12 protein-coding genes are annotated in these 17,005 nt (G+C 72.4%); 4 read left to right on the forward strand and 8 right to left on the reverse strand.

Annotation, left to right across the window (positions count from 1 at the left end; genetic code table 11):
- Nucleotides 1-87: 87 nt before the first annotated feature.
- Both ACFRIC_RS34355 and ACFRIC_RS34360 read right to left on the reverse strand, forming a co-directional pair.
- Nucleotides 88-2,049 (reverse strand): glycogen debranching N-terminal domain-containing protein, encoded by a 1,962-nt coding sequence (locus ACFRIC_RS34355; RefSeq protein ID WP_382794198.1) that lies wholly within the window; start codon nucleotides 2,047-2,049, stop codon nucleotides 88-90.
- A gap of 458 nt (nucleotides 2,050-2,507) precedes the next feature.
- Nucleotides 2,508-4,784 carry a DUF4192 family protein gene (locus tag ACFRIC_RS34360; protein ID WP_382794200.1) on the reverse strand — a complete coding sequence of 759 codons (2,277 nt, stop codon included), beginning with the start codon at nucleotides 4,782-4,784 and terminating at the stop codon, nucleotides 2,508-2,510.
- A gap of 132 nt (nucleotides 4,785-4,916) precedes the next feature.
- Here ACFRIC_RS34360 and ACFRIC_RS34365 point away from each other — a divergent pair, with 132 nt between their 5' ends.
- The gene (locus ACFRIC_RS34365; protein ID WP_382794202.1) at nucleotides 4,917-7,121 is read left to right on the forward strand and encodes a RecQ family ATP-dependent DNA helicase; all 2,205 of its coding nucleotides are present in this window, start codon (nucleotides 4,917-4,919) and stop codon (nucleotides 7,119-7,121) included.
- A 224-nt stretch (nucleotides 7,122-7,345) separates the two neighbouring features.
- A complete protein-coding gene (locus ACFRIC_RS34370; protein ID WP_382794204.1) occupies nucleotides 7,346-7,972 on the forward strand; it encodes a hypothetical protein in 627 nt (208 codons plus the stop codon).
- A gap of 621 nt (nucleotides 7,973-8,593) precedes the next feature.
- On the opposite strand, the gene ACFRIC_RS34375 is transcribed toward ACFRIC_RS34370, so the two are convergent.
- The 3 genes from ACFRIC_RS34375 to ACFRIC_RS34385 all read right to left on the reverse strand — a co-directional run bounded on the left by ACFRIC_RS34375 (nucleotide 8,594) and on the right by ACFRIC_RS34385 (nucleotide 10,946).
- Nucleotides 8,594-9,220: a hypothetical protein gene (locus tag ACFRIC_RS34375; protein ID WP_382794207.1), complete on the reverse strand. Its 627-nt coding sequence runs from the start codon at nucleotides 9,218-9,220 to the stop codon at nucleotides 8,594-8,596.
- Between the two features lie 68 nt (nucleotides 9,221-9,288).
- A complete protein-coding gene (locus ACFRIC_RS34380; RefSeq protein WP_382794210.1) occupies nucleotides 9,289-9,990 on the reverse strand; it encodes a ribonuclease HII in 702 nt (233 codons plus the stop codon).
- Nucleotides 9,991-10,322: 332 nt separating this feature from the next.
- Nucleotides 10,323-10,946, reverse strand: coding sequence for a TetR/AcrR family transcriptional regulator (locus ACFRIC_RS34385; RefSeq protein WP_382794212.1), 624 nt, complete (start codon nucleotides 10,944-10,946; stop codon nucleotides 10,323-10,325).
- Nucleotides 10,947-11,167: 221 nt separating this feature from the next.
- On the opposite strand from ACFRIC_RS34385, the gene ACFRIC_RS34390 reads away from it, so the two are divergent.
- On the forward strand, nucleotides 11,168-12,715 hold the full coding sequence (locus ACFRIC_RS34390; protein ID WP_382794215.1) for an MFS transporter: 1,548 nt from the start codon (nucleotides 11,168-11,170) through the stop codon (nucleotides 12,713-12,715).
- A 364-nt stretch (nucleotides 12,716-13,079) separates the two neighbouring features.
- On the opposite strand, the gene ACFRIC_RS34395 is transcribed toward ACFRIC_RS34390, so the two are convergent.
- The gene (locus ACFRIC_RS34395) at nucleotides 13,080-14,504 is read right to left on the reverse strand and encodes a DUF4173 domain-containing protein (RefSeq protein WP_382794373.1); all 1,425 of its coding nucleotides are present in this window, start codon (nucleotides 14,502-14,504) and stop codon (nucleotides 13,080-13,082) included.
- Between ACFRIC_RS34395 and ACFRIC_RS34400 the strand changes: the two genes are divergently transcribed.
- Complete coding sequence (locus tag ACFRIC_RS34400; protein ID WP_382794387.1) at nucleotides 14,470-14,619, forward strand: hypothetical protein; 150 nt, start codon at nucleotides 14,470-14,472, stop codon at nucleotides 14,617-14,619. The two genes, ACFRIC_RS34395 and ACFRIC_RS34400, sit on opposite strands and share 35 nt — an antisense overlap.
- A 796-nt stretch (nucleotides 14,620-15,415) precedes the next feature.
- Here the strand turns inward: ACFRIC_RS34400 and ACFRIC_RS34405 are convergent.
- Complete coding sequence (locus tag ACFRIC_RS34405) at nucleotides 15,416-16,330, reverse strand: ADP-ribosylglycohydrolase family protein (RefSeq protein ID WP_382794217.1); 915 nt, start codon at nucleotides 16,328-16,330, stop codon at nucleotides 15,416-15,418.
- A complete protein-coding gene (locus tag ACFRIC_RS34410; RefSeq protein WP_382794220.1) occupies nucleotides 16,320-17,003 on the reverse strand; it encodes a histidine phosphatase family protein in 684 nt (227 codons plus the stop codon). Before ACFRIC_RS34410 ends, ACFRIC_RS34405 begins: the two co-directional genes overlap by 11 nt.
- Nucleotides 17,004-17,005 lie beyond the last annotated feature (2 nt).

Raw genomic sequence — 17,005 nt, forward strand, 5'->3', positions numbered from 1 at the left:
TTCGGAAGCCCGGTACAAGGTTGATCGACTTCGGTCCCGTACGGCGCACCGCCGCCCGGAAGCCGGTCGACGACGCCTCCCGCGGCGTCACACCCCCAACTGCAGTCCGTCACCCGCTTCCTCGACCATGGCGAGCCCGAGTCTGCTGACGCGCACGGAGAAGGGAGCGCCCGAGATCCGCAGGCCCGTCAGCACGATCTCTCCCAGAGGCGCGGCCCGGAACGGGCGCAGGGTCACTGTGCCCGCGGGCGCATCGGGGCGAATCCCTGCCAGGGCGCAGAGCAGCAGTACCCCTGCGGCGGCCGAGGTGGCCGCGGGCCGGGAGGCGGCCGGATGAGGAACCGGCGCACTCCCCCGCGCGCGCTGCTCCCCCGCGTACATCTCGGGCAGTCTGCCGCCGAAGGACTCGGCCGCCGCCAGTACGCCACGCAAGAGGGAGCCGGCCTCCTTCTCGTGGCCCGCGGCGGCGAGCCCCGTGACGGCGACGGCCGTCTCGTGGACCCGTACCGCCCCGCTGCGATGACCGAACGGGTTGTACGCCGCCTCCTTCGCCCCGAGGCTGCGCAGCCCCCAGCCCGAGTCCATGGGCGGACCGCCGAGCAGCCGCGCAAGCTGCTCGGTCCGCGCCTTGTCGAGCAGACCGGGGGCGTGCTCACCCGCGCCCGACAGGCCTGTGTCGAGGAGATGGGCGGCGCCCGAGCCGAGCTGAGGCACGGGGCGTCCGTCCTTGGTGCGGGCGGCGGCCGGTCGGCCGCCGGCCGGGTCCTCGATCCAGAAGTCGTCGCGGAACGCCCCCCGCATCGCCCGGGCCCACTGCCGCAGCCCCGTGCCGCCGGTCCGTCCGTGCGCGTCGAGCAGATCGGCGCCCAGCAGCGCGGCGCGATGGGCGTGTGCCTGTGTCTCGCAGCGGAACGGTCCGCCCGGTTGGGGGTCGGGCAGATAGGTGCCGTCGCCGATCGTGGTCCGCAGCCACTCCAGGCACCGTTCGGCCGCGGGCAGCAACTCCTCCACCTCCCGCTCGGGCAGCCCCCAGCGCCAGGCCTCGGCGAGAAGCACGGGGAAGAGCAGGGTGGCCTCGGTCGCCGTGCAGCCGGGCGGTAGGTGCGGCCCGCTGTCCCGGAGCGGTCCCGGGATCAGTCCGGCGTGCGGTCCCGGACCGGCGAGTTGGGTGCGGGCCAGAGTGCGCAGCGTGCCGGCGGCGAGACGGGTGCCCAGCGGCAGGGTCATCCGGGCCGCTGCCAGTGCCTCGGCCGGAGCCAGCCCGCAGCGCCAGGGCGCTCCCGCCGCGAGGTGGGTGTCGGCCGGGTGCCGGGAGTCGCGCAGCAGCAGGGCTCGAAGGTCGTCGACGCTGGTTCTCAGCAGCGCTTTGGCTCCGGGCTCGCCGCTCACCACCCGGGCCTCGGCGAACGGGCTCGCCGCGCCCCGGCCCGCCGCTCTGAGCGGCCCCTGGCCGTCCGGTCTGACACGCAGTTCCAGCGTGAGCGAGCCGCCCGGCGCCAGTTCGACTTCCCAGCGCAGCAGTCCCGCCGAAGCCAGGGCGTCGGTGGGCGGCGGATCGGCGGAGACGATCACATGGCCCGTGGGGCTCGACCAGCGCAGACCGGCGGCGTGGACACTCGCGGGCAGCTCGGCTCCGGCCCGGCCCGAGGCGACGTCGCCCAGTTCCGCGAGGTCCGTCCCGAGGGCGACCTCGACGGGCAGGCGCAGGGCGCGAAGAGCCGAGCTGCGCAGGGTGATCCTTTCGACGCCGTCCGCCTGGCGGGTTCTTTCGACGATCACGTCCGGGTCCGGACCGGTGTCGGGGCAGGCGCGCAACGTACCCACGAAGCGGGCGCGGTCGGCCGCGAGCATCCGGGCCTGCATGGCCAGCGGCTCCCGGCCCGCGACCCGCACGAGGCAACGGGACAGAGTCCGTCGGCCCGCCATGTAGAAGCCCTCGAGGCCACGGCCGGTGAGCTGTCCTTCCTCCGTCGAGATCACCAGTCCAGGCAGGGCGGCACAGATCAGGGTGGTGTGGGCCGGGGGCAGATCCGCCGGCCGGCCCGGCACGGGAAGGGGCGTCCGCGGAGCACCGGGACCGCGCCCTGCCGGGAGCAAGGGCGCGCCGGGTTCGCGGCCCGGCCGTGGGGCCGCCGGAGCGCCCCCGCGTCCGGCGGGCTGTGCGGGCTCGGGACCGGACGGGCGACCGCCGTCGGGCGCCGAGGACGGATGGGGCATGGACATGGGCTTGCTTCCTCCGCGCTCGATGCGCCTGGAGTGCGCTGGGCTCCGGGTGGGGGCTCCGCGGGGTTGGCGGCGTTGGGGCGGCGCAATCCGGCCACGGATTCCGCCACTCAGGTGAACGGGCCAGCCCGGTCCCGGGTCACGCGTTTGACCAGGAAGCCGACCGAATGGCGGTGGGGCCGGGCACCGGTCGCTCCAGCGTCGGTGGGACGGTGGCCGACAGCGCGGGTCCTGCCCCGGCCCGTCGAGGGACCCGCCGTCGGGCAGTGGCGTGCCCCGGAAGCTCACCCTTCCTCCCCGGCGCCATGTCGCTCGCCGTTCTCCGGCCCTCGCCGTTGGCCGTCGGCCCGGTCCGCAGCTCGCCGGGGCCGGTTTCCGGTTGGGGAGGCGTCGCCCGCCGGGCGGCGCCCCTGGGGGGTCGAGGCCCCAGGGCCGCGCCGGGTCGCCCGGCCGCCGCCGCTCGCCGCGGAACGAGGCCGGCGGCGGCGCGGTGCGGCGGGCGTCGAGAGGGGGGCGGCCGTCGTCGGCGTGGCAGCCGTAGAGGTGGGGATGGCCGGTGTTGTGGGCGGGGTGGCCGTCGCGGGTGAGGTGGCGGACGTCCTCGACGGAGTGGCCGTCGAGGGCGGCCCGGCCGATGTCCTTGGGTCGGTGGCCGTCGGCGGTGCGGCGGCTGGACTCGTGGGCAGGTCGGCCGGTGTGGGGGAACCGAGCGGCGTGGAGTCGGCGGACGGCAGGGGCGGGCAGGAGTCGACCGGGCGTTCCGCTTCGGTTGGCCGTTCCGTGTCGATCGGCGGTTCCGTGCCGATCGACCGCATGTCCTCGGTGGACCGCTCTGCCTCGGTCGGCTGCACACCCTCGGTCGGCCTTTCCACCTCGGTCGGCCCTTCCACCTCGCTCGGGTCGCTGTGCGTGCGTTCCGCGCGCAGGCAACGGCGGACGGATTCGGGGTCGAGGCCCTCATTGCAGGCCTGGTGGAGGAGGCGGGCGAAGAGATACTCGGGGTCGGCACCGAGCGCCATGGCGAGTGCCTCGCGCGCTTCCAGCTCATCTCCCATGGACCAGGCGACCCATCCCGCGAGGGTGAGTGGTGCCGCGGCGTGCTCGCGGTAGGGGCCGACGCAGCGACGGGCCAGGGCCCGCCACAGGCGAAGCGCCGGGGCGGCCTCGTCGCCCTCCATCCACTGGGCAGCGCGGTCGCGGGTCGTGCGGTCCTGGAGGCCGAGGATCAGTGTGGCGGCCTCGTCGTTCTCCAGGAGTCCGTCGTCGCGCAGGTCCGACGGGCGTGTGCCCGACACGGGAAAGGCCGCGGCGAACCGGTCCCTGATCCGCCGGGCCAAGGCGAGGGTTTCCTCGGCCACCTCGGCCCGGCTGTCGTCCATGAGGATCCTCGGCACGAGCGCGATGCTTGCTGTGTCGAGCGCGAGTTCCTGCCCCAGCGCGGCCGTGGACTCCCAGGGTTGGAACCTGGCTGTCAGGTCCTTCAGTGATCCGCGCACCTGAAGGCCCGCGTACGTCGCGGCGGCGGCGAGGACGGACGTCCCCGGCAGCCCCATCGACGTGCCCTCCGGCGGGCAGCATCCCTGCCCCGGGCAGGTGTAGGTCCAGAAGCGTCCGTCGGAGATGCAGAGTGCCTCGATCACCGGAACGTCGAGACGCCCGCATGCCGTCCGCAGCATCTGTGCGAGCGGGCGCAGACGTTCCATGACGTCCCGGCCCGATTCACCGCGCCCGGGTTCCTGGCACAGGTACACCACCATGCTCTCGGGACGGTTGCCCCGGCGCTCGCTCCCCTTCACCAGCCCCTGGGCGAGCTGATCGGAGGCCGCCGGCCAGTCGTCGGCTTGGGCCGGGATGCCGAGCCGGGCCCGGCCCCCGAACCGGCCCCGCCGCTCCCTGTCGTGAAGGGCGACCAGCACGATGCTGTCGTCCGGGCGGTATCCGAGGAGATAGGGCAGCGCGTCGGCCAGCTCCACCGGGGTGCGGAGAGTCACCTGATGCTCTCCGCCCGGAAGGCCCACGCCGCCCGAGTGATGATCGTCGCGGGTCCGCTCCGCGTCGCCGCCGTGGCGCAGCCCGCGAGGAATGGCCGGACCGCCGTGGATCACCGGGCCGATCTGACCGACCGGCCGGGCCCGGCTCTCGTGGCCGGGCCGACCGGCTGGACCGTCCCGACGGTCGACGGTCCGGCCGCCCGAGCCGTCCAGCCCCTCGCGGGAGTGGCCGCCCAGACCGTCCGCGCCTGCGCGGGAGTGGCTGTCCAGCCCCTCCAGTCCTTCACGGGAGCGGGAGCGGCCGTCCAGCCCCTCCAGCCCTTCGCGGGAGCGGCCGTCCAACCCCTCCAACCCATCGCCGGACCGTCCGTCCGGATCGTTCCACGCGTCGGCGCCGAGGCCGCCCGGCCCGCTCCGGCCACCCGGGCCGCATTCGGTGCGCCCGCTGCCCTCGCCACCTACGAGGCCTTCCTCACCGGATCGATCGCGCTCGGGGTTCCAGCCGTATCCGCTGACCGAGCCGATGTTCTTGTCGCCGGACGTGCCGGTCGATTCGTCGCGATTAGTCATGCGGTGACCATCCCGCGGATCGCAAGATTCCGGTTGGGCCTGTGGATAACCGTCACCATGATCACGACAGAAGTTGTCCACAGCTCGACGTCTCGTTCGCGCTTTGTCCGACCCATCCGGTTGCATGGAGCCATGACCAACGCAGACCCGCGACCCACAGACCCCGACAACGCACACGACACCACCCGCGCAGAACTCCGGGCAACGGCCGACGCCGTCCTGGCCCGCCTCGTCGGCGCGCCGGCGGGCGAGGCGCGGCTGCGCGAGGACCAGTGGCGCGCCATCGAGGCGCTGGTGGCCGACAAGCGCAGAGCGCTGGTCGTGCAGCGCACCGGCTGGGGCAAGTCCGCGGTCTACTTCGTCGCGACCGCCCTGCTGCGCGAGCAGGGCGCCGGTCCCACAGTGATCGTCTCGCCGCTTCTCGCGCTGATGCGCAACCAGGTGGAGGCGGCGGCCCGTGCCGGAATCCGCGCACGGACGATCAACTCCTCCAACACGGAGGAGTGGGAGACCATCCAGGCCGAGGTGGCGGCGAGCGAGGTCGACGTCCTCCTGGTGAGTCCGGAACGACTGAACAATCCCGACTTCCGTGACCAGGTGCTGCCGAAGCTGGCCGCGGCCACGGGCCTGCTGGTGGTGGACGAGGCGCACTGCATCTCCGACTGGGGTCACGATTTCCGCCCGGACTACCGCCGTCTGCGCACCATGCTCGCCGACCTCCCGCCCGACACCCCGGTGCTGGCCACCACCGCGACGGCCAACGCGCGCGTGACGGCCGACGTCGCCGAGCAGCTCGGCACCGGCGTGAGCACGGACGCGCTGGTGCTGCGCGGCCCCCTGGACCGGGAGAGCCTGAGCCTCAACGTGCTACGACTGCCGGACGCCGCGCACCGGATGGCCTGGCTCGCCGAGCATCTGAACGACCTGCCGGGCTCGGGAATCATCTACACGCTGACCGTGGCCGCGGCGGAGGAGGTCACCGCGTTCCTGCGTCAGAGCGGGTACACCGTGGCCTCGTACACCGGGAAGACGGAGAACGCCGACCGTCAGCAGGCCGAGGAGGACCTGCTCGCCAACCGCGTCAAGGCACTGGTCGCCACGTCGGCGCTGGGCATGGGCTTCGACAAACCCGACCTCGGCTTCGTGGTGCACCTGGGCTCACCCTCCTCACCGATCGCCTACTACCAGCAGGTGGGACGCGCGGGCCGCGGCGTGGAGCACGCCGAGGTCCTGCTCCTGCCGGGCAAGGAGGACCAGGCGATCTGGGAGTACTTCGCCTCGATCGCCTTCCCCCCTGAGGAGCAGGTGCGGCGCACTCTGGACGTCCTGGCCAGGGCCGAGCGTCCGCTCTCCCTGCCCGCGCTGGAACCACTGGTCGAGCTGCGCAGATCCCGCCTGGAGACCATGCTCAAGGTGCTCGACGTGGACGGGGCCGTGCACCGGGTCAAGGGCGGCTGGATCTCCACCGGTATGCCCTGGACGTACGACACCGAGCGCTATGCCTGGGTCGCCAAGCAGCGGGCGACCGAGCAGCAGGCGATGCGGGACTACGTGTCGACGACCGGTTGCCGCATGGAGTTCCTCCGGCGGCAGCTCGACGACGAGGGCGCCGCGCCGTGCGGGCGCTGTGACAACTGCGCCGGCGGGCGGTTCCAGGAGTCCGTGTCCGCGGCAGCGCTGGACGCGGCGACCGGCGAGCTGGACCGCGCGGGTGTCGAGGTCGAGCCCCGGAAGATGTGGCCGACCGGGCTGGCGGCGGTCGGCGTCGACCTGAAGGGCCGCATCCCAGCCGGCGAACAAGCCGCTCCGGGCCGCGCCCTGGGGCGACTCTCGGACATCGGCTGGGGCAACCGGCTGCGGCCCATGCTCGCCCCGCAGGCCCCGGACGGGCCTGTTCCGGACGATGTCGCCCAGGCCGTGGTCGGTGTCCTGGCCGACTGGGCGAAGGGCCCTGGTGGCTGGGCCTCCGGGCAGCCCGACGCGACGCCGCGCCCGGTGGGCGTGGTGACCATCGCCTCGCGCTCGCGGCCGCAACTGATCAACTCGCTCGGCGCGCGGATCGCGGAGATCGGCCGGCTGCCGCTGCTGGGGTCCGTGGAGTACGTCGGCGAGGCGTCCCAGATCTCCCGCAGCAACAGCGCGCAGCGGCTCAAGGCGCTGGACGGCTCCCTGACAGTGCCGCCACGGCTGGCCGACGTCCTGAGAGAAGCGGAGGGTCCGGTATTGCTGGTGGACGATGCCACGGACACGGGCTGGACGCTGGCGGTGGCATCACGGATGCTTCGCAGAGCGGGAGCCCAGGCAGTGTTGCCGCTGGTCCTCGCCGTACAGGCGTGACTCGTGTGTCGCTATTCGAAACACCGGGCAGGTATATAGGACGCTAATCGCCCGAAAACGGTCGGTGGCCCCAATTGCTCGTTGCCGCAACCCAGTTCGACAGGAAGAATTGAGCTCCGCTCCCCGCACGGTTTGCCCGTGGTCCGGTAGGGCTCTGCTGCGGCGTGCCATTCCCCCAAGTCCGACCCCGCCCGCTGTCCGGGCACGTAGCCGAAGGGAGGACCGTGACCTTCGGATTCGCTCCGTCCTCGGCGGCAACCATGTCTCCCGACCTGTCCGCCGCTTCCACCAACCCACTCACCCGCATGCTGGAACCCGCCGAATGGGCCTCGGCCGGAATTCCGCTTCTGCGCGATCCCCGTGAGGTCGTGAGCGGCCTTCACGCCCGGCACCGGCCCAGACCGACGACCGCGGTCGTCGCGGTGCTCGACCAGGACGAGCGGCTGTTGGCGAGCGCCTCCTTCACCCGGCGTTCGGCACCCGCCGACGGCTGGATGTTCCGTAACGCGCTGCTCGCACAGCTTCGCCGGGTCATCCCGCACGACCTGCGGCGCCGCACTCCCGCGCGCACGGCCGTCCTGCTGTACTGCCGGGAAGGCGACGCGCGCTGGACGGAGGAGGACGGGGCCTGGATGTGGGGGCTGCGCGACGCCTGCACGCTCCACGGGCTGCGGTGCGGTGCGTACATCACGCTGACACGTGACGGCTGGCAAGTGCTCGGCGAGGGCCGGGGCGGACGCCGCCCCAACTCGGAGTCGGCCCCGGAGTTCTACGTGGGTGAGGTGCTGCCGCCCCTGCCCCGCACGGGCGGCGTCGCCTCCGAGGTGATGCGCCGGGCGGCCGCCCGCTGAGGTCCGGTCCGTCACAGCCGGTGGCCCGCCTGGGGGAAGGCGGGCCGCACACGGCGGCCGGACGATTCGCTGGTCCGTACACACACGCGGCCGGGCGGTACGAAGGGGTCTTCAGCACGCGCCGGCGAACCGTGGTGCCTCGCCCCTCTCAGCTAGGTGAACCCGCGGCCGTGCAACTCGCGCACCGATGCGGCACGAGCGCGCGGCCCGATCCGGAGCACGCCGAAGCTCGGCGATCGAGAGGGCATACACCGAACGCCTGCCGCCGTCGGCGTGCAGGCCGAACCCAGCGATGCGCCGCGGTGCACGCAAGGTGACCGTGCACATGCCGGACCAAGTACTCCAGAGAGCGCCAGTGGAAAACAGGAAGGCGCGCATGTGGAGCGGTCGGGCTCGGGGCCGCGGCACCGGCCGGGATGCCACCCTCTGGCATCGGCTCGGATGCCGACCTGCGGCATTCGGATGCCGACCTGTGGCATCGGACGGGATGCTGAGCAGGTCCGCAGGTGCGCGGCGGACTCGACGTGTGTGGGTACGCCGAAGGGACCGCCGTGCAGGTGCCGCCGTGGCGGCACCCTCAGCGTCCCGCCGGGCGCGTTCCGGACCGGGTCCGGAACGCGCTCAGACGCCTGCGGCCAGGACCGAGTTGATCTGCTGCGGGTCTCCGCAGACGATCAGCAGGGCACCGGCCCGGCCGAGGGCCAGGGGCAGGGCGGTCGCGGCGACCTCGCCGGAACCACCGTTGACCGCGACCACGACCACGGGACGGGAAGCGGCGCGGGGCGCGGCAGCGGCGTCGGCGTAGAAGACGTCGTCGCCGGCGTCGTGCTGCGCCCAGTAGGCGGCCTCGCCGAAGGAGAGCTCGTGCGCGGCCCACGGGTGGGGATCGCCGGTGGTGATCACCAGCACCTCACCGGGGGCGCGGCCCGACTCCAGCAGCAGGTCGACGGCTTCTTCCGCGGCGTCCAGCGCACCGTCGGCCGAGGCCGGGACGAGCTGGATCTGCGGGGTGACGGCCGCGGGTGCGGCCGGCTTGGCGGACGGCCCCGGTGCGGCCACGACCGGCTCGCGCGGGGTGCGTTGGGCCGGCATCGGCCGGACAGGACCCGGACGGCCGGGACGCGGCGGGGCCGCGGGACGGGGACCGGGTACAGGGCGGGGGGTCGGCGCGGTACGGCCACTGGCCGGAGTGACGCGGGGACCCTGGGCACTCTCGTGAATCTGAGGCTCCTCGGGAATGAGAGGCATGAGCTGATATCTATCAAACGCCGGTGCGACGGGCCCCGGCGGGTGGCACATGAGTGCGAACGGAGTCGTCAGAAGTCGAAGCCGAGCTGGCCTTCGATCTCCGGGACGTTTCCGTCCGTCAAGCTGCGGGCCTTCTTGAGGTGCCGCCACTGGGGCAGCGCATCAAGATACGCCCACGACAGCCGGTGGTACGGGGTGGGGCCCCGCTCCTCCAGCGCGGCTTTGTGGACCGGCGACGGGTACCCGGCGTTGGCCGCAAAGCCGAAGTCTGCATGGTCGATGCCCAGTTCGGCCATCATTTTGTCGCGCTGCACCTTGGCGATCACCGAGGCCGCCGCGACGGCGACGCAGGACTGGTCGCCCTTGATCACCGTACGGACCTTCCAGGGAGCCCCGAGATAGTCGTGCTTCCCGTCGAGGATGACCGCGTCGGGGCGGACCGGCAAGGCATCAAGGGCGCGTACGGCCGCGAGGCGCAGCGCAGCCGTCATGCCGAGTCGGTCGATCTCGTCCGGGGAGGCGTGCCCGAGGGCGTACGCCGTCACCCATTTCTCCAACTCCACGGCGAGCGCGGTCCGGCGCTTGACGGTCAGGAGCTTGGAGTCGGTGAGCCCGTCGGGCGGGCGACGCAGTCCGGTGACGGCGGCGCAGACGGTGACGGGGCCTGCCCAGGCACCGCGCCCCACCTCGTCGACACCGGCAATGACCTTCGCTCCGGTCGTGGCGCGGAGGGAGCGCTCGACGGTATGAGTGGGGGGTTCGTACGGCATGGCGCCCTCAGACTACGCCGCCCGGAGCCCCGCGCGACACCCAGGTCCCCGGGCCGCGGGAAAGCCCTCGCCTGCACCGGCGGAGTCGACCGTCACGCTGCCCAGTGCCACCCGGCGCGCACCGGCGGAGCCACCCCAGAGCCAACCCCACGCGGACCGGCGAAGCCGCCTCGCGGACACCGGCGGGGCCGGCCGAGGCGCGCCCGTCACCCCAGGCACTCCCACCGGCCGGCCGGTCCGGCCAACCGCCCCACACCGACAAGTCGGCCAATCCCCCGCCCACCCATGACGCCGACAAGATCAGCCCGATGGGGACGACCCTCACAGCAAGATCAGCCCACCCGCACGCACAGCAACGGGACCATCATCTGGTCGATCATCTCCTGGAGATCCCGCTCGCTCCATTCGCTCGCGCACACCTTGGCGCGGTACATCATCATCGCCGGGACGGCGTCGAAGACGTACGAGTTCGCGGCCTCGGGGCGCACCTCGCCCCGGTCGATACCGCGCTGGACGACCTCGCGGAGCAGATGCAGCGTGGGTTCGACAACCCGGCCACGGATGACCAGATTGAAGCGCTCGGCCTGCCTGACATCGCATTCGTGAAGCACCGAGCGAAGCGCGATTCCCGGCGGCGAGAACATCGCCTCGCGCACCCGGCGGCACACCTGGAGCAGATCCTCGCGGACGCTGCCGAGGTCGGGGGCTCGCGTCAGGTCCGGCAGTCCGGCCTGGAGGGCGTCCGCGACCAGGTCGACCTTCGAGGGCCACCGGCGGTAGACCGCGGCCTTGCCGGTCTGCGCGCCGGCGGCCACGCCCTCCATGGTGAGGCCGTTCCAGCCGACCGCGCCGAGCTGCTCCAGGGCGGCTTCCAGGATCGCGCGCTCGAGAACGGCGCCGCGACGGCGCGAGGCGGGCGCCTGAGCGGGGGCGGCCGTCCAACGCGAAGTAACCATCAGAGTGTCTCCGTCGTACAGGGAGCGGTATTCAGGGAGTTCGGACTTCAGGGACTTCGGACTTCAGAGAGTTCGGACTTTCGGACGAGGGGTGTGCGCGGCCGGGTCGTCCGCGTCGGGCAGCGGCTTCAGTGAACGCTTGCGTTCACTGACGGGGAGTCACTACCGTTGACGCGCAAGTGAACGCGTGCGTTCACTAACTCACTTGTGGGGGAAGCATAGTGACAACCTCTCAGTTGATTAAGGACAGCAATCCAGGTGCGGCACGCCGGGAGGGACATCCCGGCATCGCGCTCACCGTCATCGCGGCCTGCCAACTCATGGTGGTACTCGACGCGACGATTGTGAACATCGCGCTCCCGCACATTCAAGACGCACTCGACTTCAGCACGACAGACCTGACATGGGTGGTCAGTTCGTACACCCTCACCTTCGGTGGCCTGCTACTTCTCGGCGCACGGGCAGGTGACATCCTCGGTCGGCGCCGGGTCTTCATGACCGGCATCCTGCTGTTCACCTTCGCCTCGCTGCTCGGCGGACTGGCTCAGGAGCCCTGGCAGTTGCTGGCGGCGCGGGCCCTGCAGGGCGTGGGTGGCGCGATCGCCTCCCCGACATCGCTGGCCCTGATCACGACGACCTTCCCCGAAGGCCCGGAGCGGAACCGGGCGTTCGCCGTCTTCGCAACGGTGTCGGCAGGTGGCGGCGCCATCGGCCTGCTCGCCGGAGGCATGCTCACGGAGTGGCTGGACTGGCGCTGGGTCCTCTTCGTCAACGTGCCCATCGGCATCCTGATCGCCGTTCTCGCGCCGATGTACATCAACGAGTCCCGGCGCCACCCCGGACGCTTCGACGTCGCGGGCGCGCTCACCTCGACGGCCGGTATGGCGTCCCTGGTGTACGGCTTCATCCGCGCGGCGGAGAACGGCTGGCGGGACGGTCTCACGATCGGGTCGTTCGGCGCGGCCGCGGTGCTGTTGCTGGCCTTCGGGATCATCGAGACGCGGGCGAAGGAACCCATCACCCCGTTGAGGATGTTCGCCGACCGGAACCGTTCGGGCACGTATCTGATCATGCTGAGCCTCGCCGCCGCGATGTTCGGCATGTTCTTCTACATCGTGCTCTTCGTGCAGAACGTGCTGGGGTACACGCCGATCTCGGCCGGTGTGGCGTTCCTGCCGGTGACGGTCGCGATCGCGGTCGGCGCGGGACTCTCGCAGCGGTTCCTGCCGGTGCTCGGCCCCAAGCCGTTCATGGTCACCGGCTCGTCGCTCGTCGCCCTCGGGCTCGGCTGGCTGACCTTCATCAGCCCCGACGACTCGTACGCCGGTGGAGTTCTCGGACCGATGCTGCTGTTCGGCTTCGGCATGGGCCTGAACTTCGTGACGCTGACGGTGACCGCGGTCTCCGGCGTCGCCCAGCACGAGGCGGGCGCGGCCTCCGGTCTGCTCAACGTCACCCAGCAGGTGGGCGGTTCGCTCGGCCTCTCCATCCTCACCACGGTCTTCGGCTCGGCCAGCCGCGACGAGGCCCAGAAGCAGATGCCGAAGTTCCTGGCGGACGGCTCGGCCGAGCAGAAGGCGGCCTTCGCCAAAACCCACCAACTGCCCGCGCCTTGGGGGCATGACGTGCTCGCCCACGGCATCTCGACCGCCTTCATCCCGGCGGTGGGCATGGCCCTGCTCGCCCTGACCACCGCCGCACTGGTGATCAGGGTGCGCAAGAGCGACATGGAAGCTCTCGCGGGGACGGCGGCTCCGGCAGCGGGCTGAGGGCGCACGCCGCACCGCCGGGACACCTGCGGTGGGCCCACGGGCGCCGTGAGCCCAAGGGCGCTCCCGCCGGTGCGGCGAGAGCGCCCTTCCGGACCGAGATCGCGGTCCAGTGATACGCGGTACGGGCCCAGGCATGCGCAGACGCAGCCGGTCTCAGCCCGTACGGAGCCGGTACGCAGCCGGTCCTAGCGGTACGGGCCGGTCAGGCCGGCCGCCGGTGACGCCGGTTGCACCGCCGGCTGGTCGCACCGGCGATCGGCGACCGGTGACGCCGGTCGTCCCGATGACCCGGCTCGTGCCGGTGACGCCGGTCGCGCCGTTGGCGCCGAAGACCAGCCACGCCGAGCATCGGCCGAAGGCGTCAGCGGTACTCGGGCACCTCGGTCAGCGAGTTGCACACGCTCTCGTCGACCGACGCGGCGGGCGGGTCGTCACGAAGGATGTCCCGGGCCCGGGCCTCACCCCAACTCATCGCGTACCAGGGCGTGTCGTCCTCGCCCAGTTCGTCGGCGATCGCACTCAGCACACAGGAACGCGCCGGCTCCTTGAGCTTGTCGAGGGCCGGTACGGCGTCGGCCGACAGATCGCGGGCGTACAGGATGTCGAACTTGCCCGTGTCCTCGTACCGCTGGACGTTGTTCTCGGCGATCAGGCCGTCCGGCGACATCAGCCCGAACGCGAGGACGCCGACCGCCGCGCTGGCCGCGACGACGCGGGGCAGCCAACGGGCACCCCAGACACCGGCCGCCATGATGAGCACGATGACCAGGCCCAGCCACAACTCCCCGGCCAGCACCGAGATCCTGAGCCGCGTCAGCCCGTAGGCCTCCACGTACATGTCCATACGCCGCACGGCGGATGCCACGACAACGAGCGCCAGGGCGCAGAGAGTTCCCAGCACACCCCGCACCAGCTTGCGGTCGCCGGCGCCGTCCCGCGGCGCCCAGCGCAGCGCGAACACCACGACGAGCAGGGTCAGCAGCGTGACGATCAGGAGCTGCCAGAAGCCCTGGCGCGCGTACTCCGCGTACGTCTGGCCGGTCTTCTTCAGCACGGCGTCGTAGCCGCCGAAGAGCACGACGAGCTGGACCGCGTTGAAGGCCGCGAAGAGCACCGTGAGCACGATCAGCGGGAGGGCCCACTCGACACGGTTGCGCGGGGTCCCGGGGCGCACCACGACCCGGTCGAGTCGCACCGGCGCGGCCGCCGTGTGGGCCGCGGCCAGCGCCACGACCAGGCCCGCCACCAGGAGCACCACGCGCACGGGTCCGCCGGTGACCGAGGTGTCCGGCACCAGGTCGCCGAGCAGATCGGCGAAGGCGGCGTCGGCTCCGGCGAACAGGGCGCCGAAGACCAGCAGCAGAAGCACGCTCACCACGAGCGAGCGCAGGCCGACGCCGACGCCGCGACGGGCCCCGCCGAATCGTTCCCGCAGTCCGAGCCAGCCCCAGGTGACCCCGGTGACGACCGAGTTGATCACGCTGATGGGGCCGAGCAGGATCGCGGGCCAGGTGCGGCCGCCGTTCAGCGCGAGCGAGCCGAGCCCGATGGCCGCCGTGACGGCCAGGAACGAGGGCCAGTCCGCGTCCCGCAGAGCCGGCACCGCCAGCAGGCCGAGGCCGCCGATGCCCCAGACCAGGCTCCACGCGCGCGGGCGGCGCCCGGCGGCCCGGCCGGCGAAGTACGCGGCGAGCCCGGCGGGGATCGCCGCCAGCAGGAGGTTGATCCCGAGACCGCCGTCGAGGAGCAGCATGCTCAGCACGCCGGTCGCGAGCACGGCCCACAGCGTGGGCGTGCGTACCGGGGCGGGCGATGTGACCCACAGCCCCGACGACCACACGTCCGGGGCGGCCGATGTGCCCGCCTTGCCCGTCCTCGCCTGCGGCGGCCGGGCGGCCTGAGCCCGCGCCCCGCCTACGGCCCCGGCACCGGCGGCCCCGGCACGGGCGGCCCCAGGCGCATCCGCACCGTCGGACTCATCCGCTCTCTTGGAGCCACCTGCGCCCCCGGACTCCTCCGTGCCCTCGGAGCCACCCGCACCCCCGGACTCCTCCGCGCCCCCCGACGCGGCAGGATCCGTGGAGTCCGTGGGCTCCTGTGTCTCCGTGGGCCGGGGCTCGGCCTCCGGAATCGCTTCGCCTGCCTCCGGTCTCTTCCGCTGCTCCGATGCCTCGTCTCCTCGCTCAGGCGTGGACGGTATGTCGGACAAGGGATCCCCTCCCAGCCGGTCACCGGGCAGCCCGGATCACGCCACTGGGGCGGAGAGGCTGTCAGCCGGTGTTTCGTCGGCACACACCCGTCATGATCAACGGGCGGCGTGGCGCACAGGGTATCCAGGGGCCATGCGGCTCACCACGGCGCTACGGGGCTGTAGCAAGCCTGTGACACAGCCCGGCGCCCTCCGAGGTCCAACCCCCGCGCCCGCCCTCCCCAGAGCGCCCCAGAGGCCGCTTCACGCGGCATCCAGGGACCTTCGTAGGCGTCCCCGACGAATCCCCGGAAGCAGCAGTACGAATCCCAAGGGCTCCGCGCGGCAGCCGTACGAGGAACGGCGCCGAACGCACCCACCGCACCGAACATGCCAACCGCCGGGTCCCCCGGACACCTGGACACACCGCAGCCCGGTACTCGACACACCACCGCCCGCCACGCCCCGCACACCCCACGAGCCGCCCACCCACCCGCCGGACACGCGGCCTACCCGCCGGACACGCCCCCCGGCATCCATCCCGGCAGCGTCTCCGTCGCCTTCAGCCACGGCCCGGGGGGCGCGCCGGCCTTTCCGGAGGCGATGACGCCGCCGACGATGGAGCAGTTCGTGTCCACGTCGCCGCCGACCTGGGCGGTGGCCCAGAAGCCCTCCTCGTAGTCGCCCAGGGCGCGGGCCGCGGACCAGAGGGCGAAGGGGACGGTGTCGTGTGCCGACGTACGCCGTCCGCAGCCCAGCACGGCGGCCACCGTCGCGGCGTCGCCGTAGTCGAGCATGTCGCGGGCGCGGCGCAGGCCGGCGCCCACGGCGCTGCGGGGTACGAGCGCGATGACGCCGTCCAGCAGGGCCTCGGCGCTGGGCGGGCCCGCCGGGTCGGCGGCCAGGGCGGCGGCCGCGGCGACGGCCATGGCGCCGACCACGGCCTCGCGGTGCTGGTGCGTCGGATAGGCGGAGATCTCCGCCTGGTGGGTCGCCTGCTCCGGGTCGTCTGCGTACCAGGCGCCCAGCGGAGCGATCCTCATCGCGGCGCCGTTGCCCCAGGAGCCCTGTCCCTTGAAGAGGGCCGACGCGAGCTCGCGCCAGTCTCCGCCCTCCCGGATCAGCCGCAGCAGCCGGTTGACCGCGGGGCCGTAGCCGCGGTCGAAGTCGTGGTGGTCGGCGAAGGAGTGGGCCAGTGCGTCCTGGTCGACACGGTGGTGCGTGGCCAGGACGGCGACCACGGAACAGGCCATCTCGGTGTCGTCCGTCCACTGCCAGGGACGGGGCGGCAGCTCTCGGCGCTTGAGGAGGGGGTAGTTCGCGGGCACGAAGAACTGCGAGCCCAGCGCGTCTCCCACCGCGAGTCCGCGCAGGCTGGCGAGGGCGCGCTCGAAGCGCCCGTCGGGAGAGGTGTCAGCGATCATCGCCCTGCCACTCTATCCGGTGGCTCCGAACGACTTCCGGATCACGCCACTGCTCGAAGGGACGGTCGAGGGTGTACCGGCCGTCCTCCCCCAGAACGAGCATCCTCACCTCCGCGTTCCCCGGGTTGGAGAGCGATTCGAACTCGGCGACCGTCCAGTGGAACCAGCGCATGCAGAACAGCCGCATGGCCAGGCCATGGGTCACCAGCAGTACGTTCGGCGGGTGGTCCGGGGCCTCGAAGCTGCGGTAGAGGCTCTCCAGGAAGCCGCCGACCCGGTCGTACACGTCGGCGCCGGACTCTCCTTGCGCGAACCGGTAGAAGAAGTGCCCGTACGCGTCGCGATAGGCCTTCTGGAGGCGTACGTCGTCACGGTCCTGCCAGTTGCCCCAGTCCTGCTCGCGCAGTCGAGGCTCCTCGCGCACCCGCACGAGCTCGGGGTCCAGATGGAAGGCGCGGAAGGTCTCGTGGGTACGACGGTAGGGGGAGACGTAAACGCTTACGCGCTCCCTTCCGAAGAGCTCGCGCAGCCGTTTGCCGGTGTCCTCCGCCTGTTGCCACCCCGTCTCCGTGAGCGCCAGTGCGTGGTCGGGCTCGCGTTCATACACGGTGTCATCGGCATTGCCCACCGACTCGCCGTGCCGGACAAGGACGATGCGCCGTGGTCGTGCCATGC

Source organism: Streptomyces sp. NPDC056738, from assembly GCF_042790435.1.
In the GTDB taxonomy this organism is placed as follows: Bacteria; Actinomycetota; Actinomycetes; order Streptomycetales; family Streptomycetaceae; genus Streptomyces.

What these genes read in the sequence shown, in the direction of transcription:
- ACFRIC_RS34385 (WP_382794212.1), bottom strand. Translation starts at nt 10,946, where the DNA reads ATGGTTACTTCGCGTTGGACGGCCGCCCCCGCTCAGGCGCCCGCCTCG.
- ACFRIC_RS34365 (WP_382794202.1), top strand. Translation starts at nt 4,917, where the DNA reads ATGACCAACGCAGACCCGCGACCCACAGACCCCGACAACGCACACGAC.
- ACFRIC_RS34360 (WP_382794200.1), bottom strand. Translation starts at nt 4,784, where the DNA reads ATGACTAATCGCGACGAATCGACCGGCACGTCCGGCGACAAGAACATC.
- ACFRIC_RS34380 (WP_382794210.1), bottom strand. Translation starts at nt 9,990, where the DNA reads ATGCCGTACGAACCCCCCACTCATACCGTCGAGCGCTCCCTCCGCGCC.
- ACFRIC_RS34375 (WP_382794207.1), bottom strand. Translation starts at nt 9,220, where the DNA reads ATGCCTCTCATTCCCGAGGAGCCTCAGATTCACGAGAGTGCCCAGGGT.
- ACFRIC_RS34400 (WP_382794387.1), top strand. Translation starts at nt 14,470, where the DNA reads ATGCTCAGCACGCCGGTCGCGAGCACGGCCCACAGCGTGGGCGTGCGT.
- ACFRIC_RS34410 (WP_382794220.1), bottom strand. Translation starts at nt 17,003, where the DNA reads ATGGCACGACCACGGCGCATCGTCCTTGTCCGGCACGGCGAGTCGGTG.
- ACFRIC_RS34405 (WP_382794217.1), bottom strand. Translation starts at nt 16,330, where the DNA reads ATGATCGCTGACACCTCTCCCGACGGGCGCTTCGAGCGCGCCCTCGCC.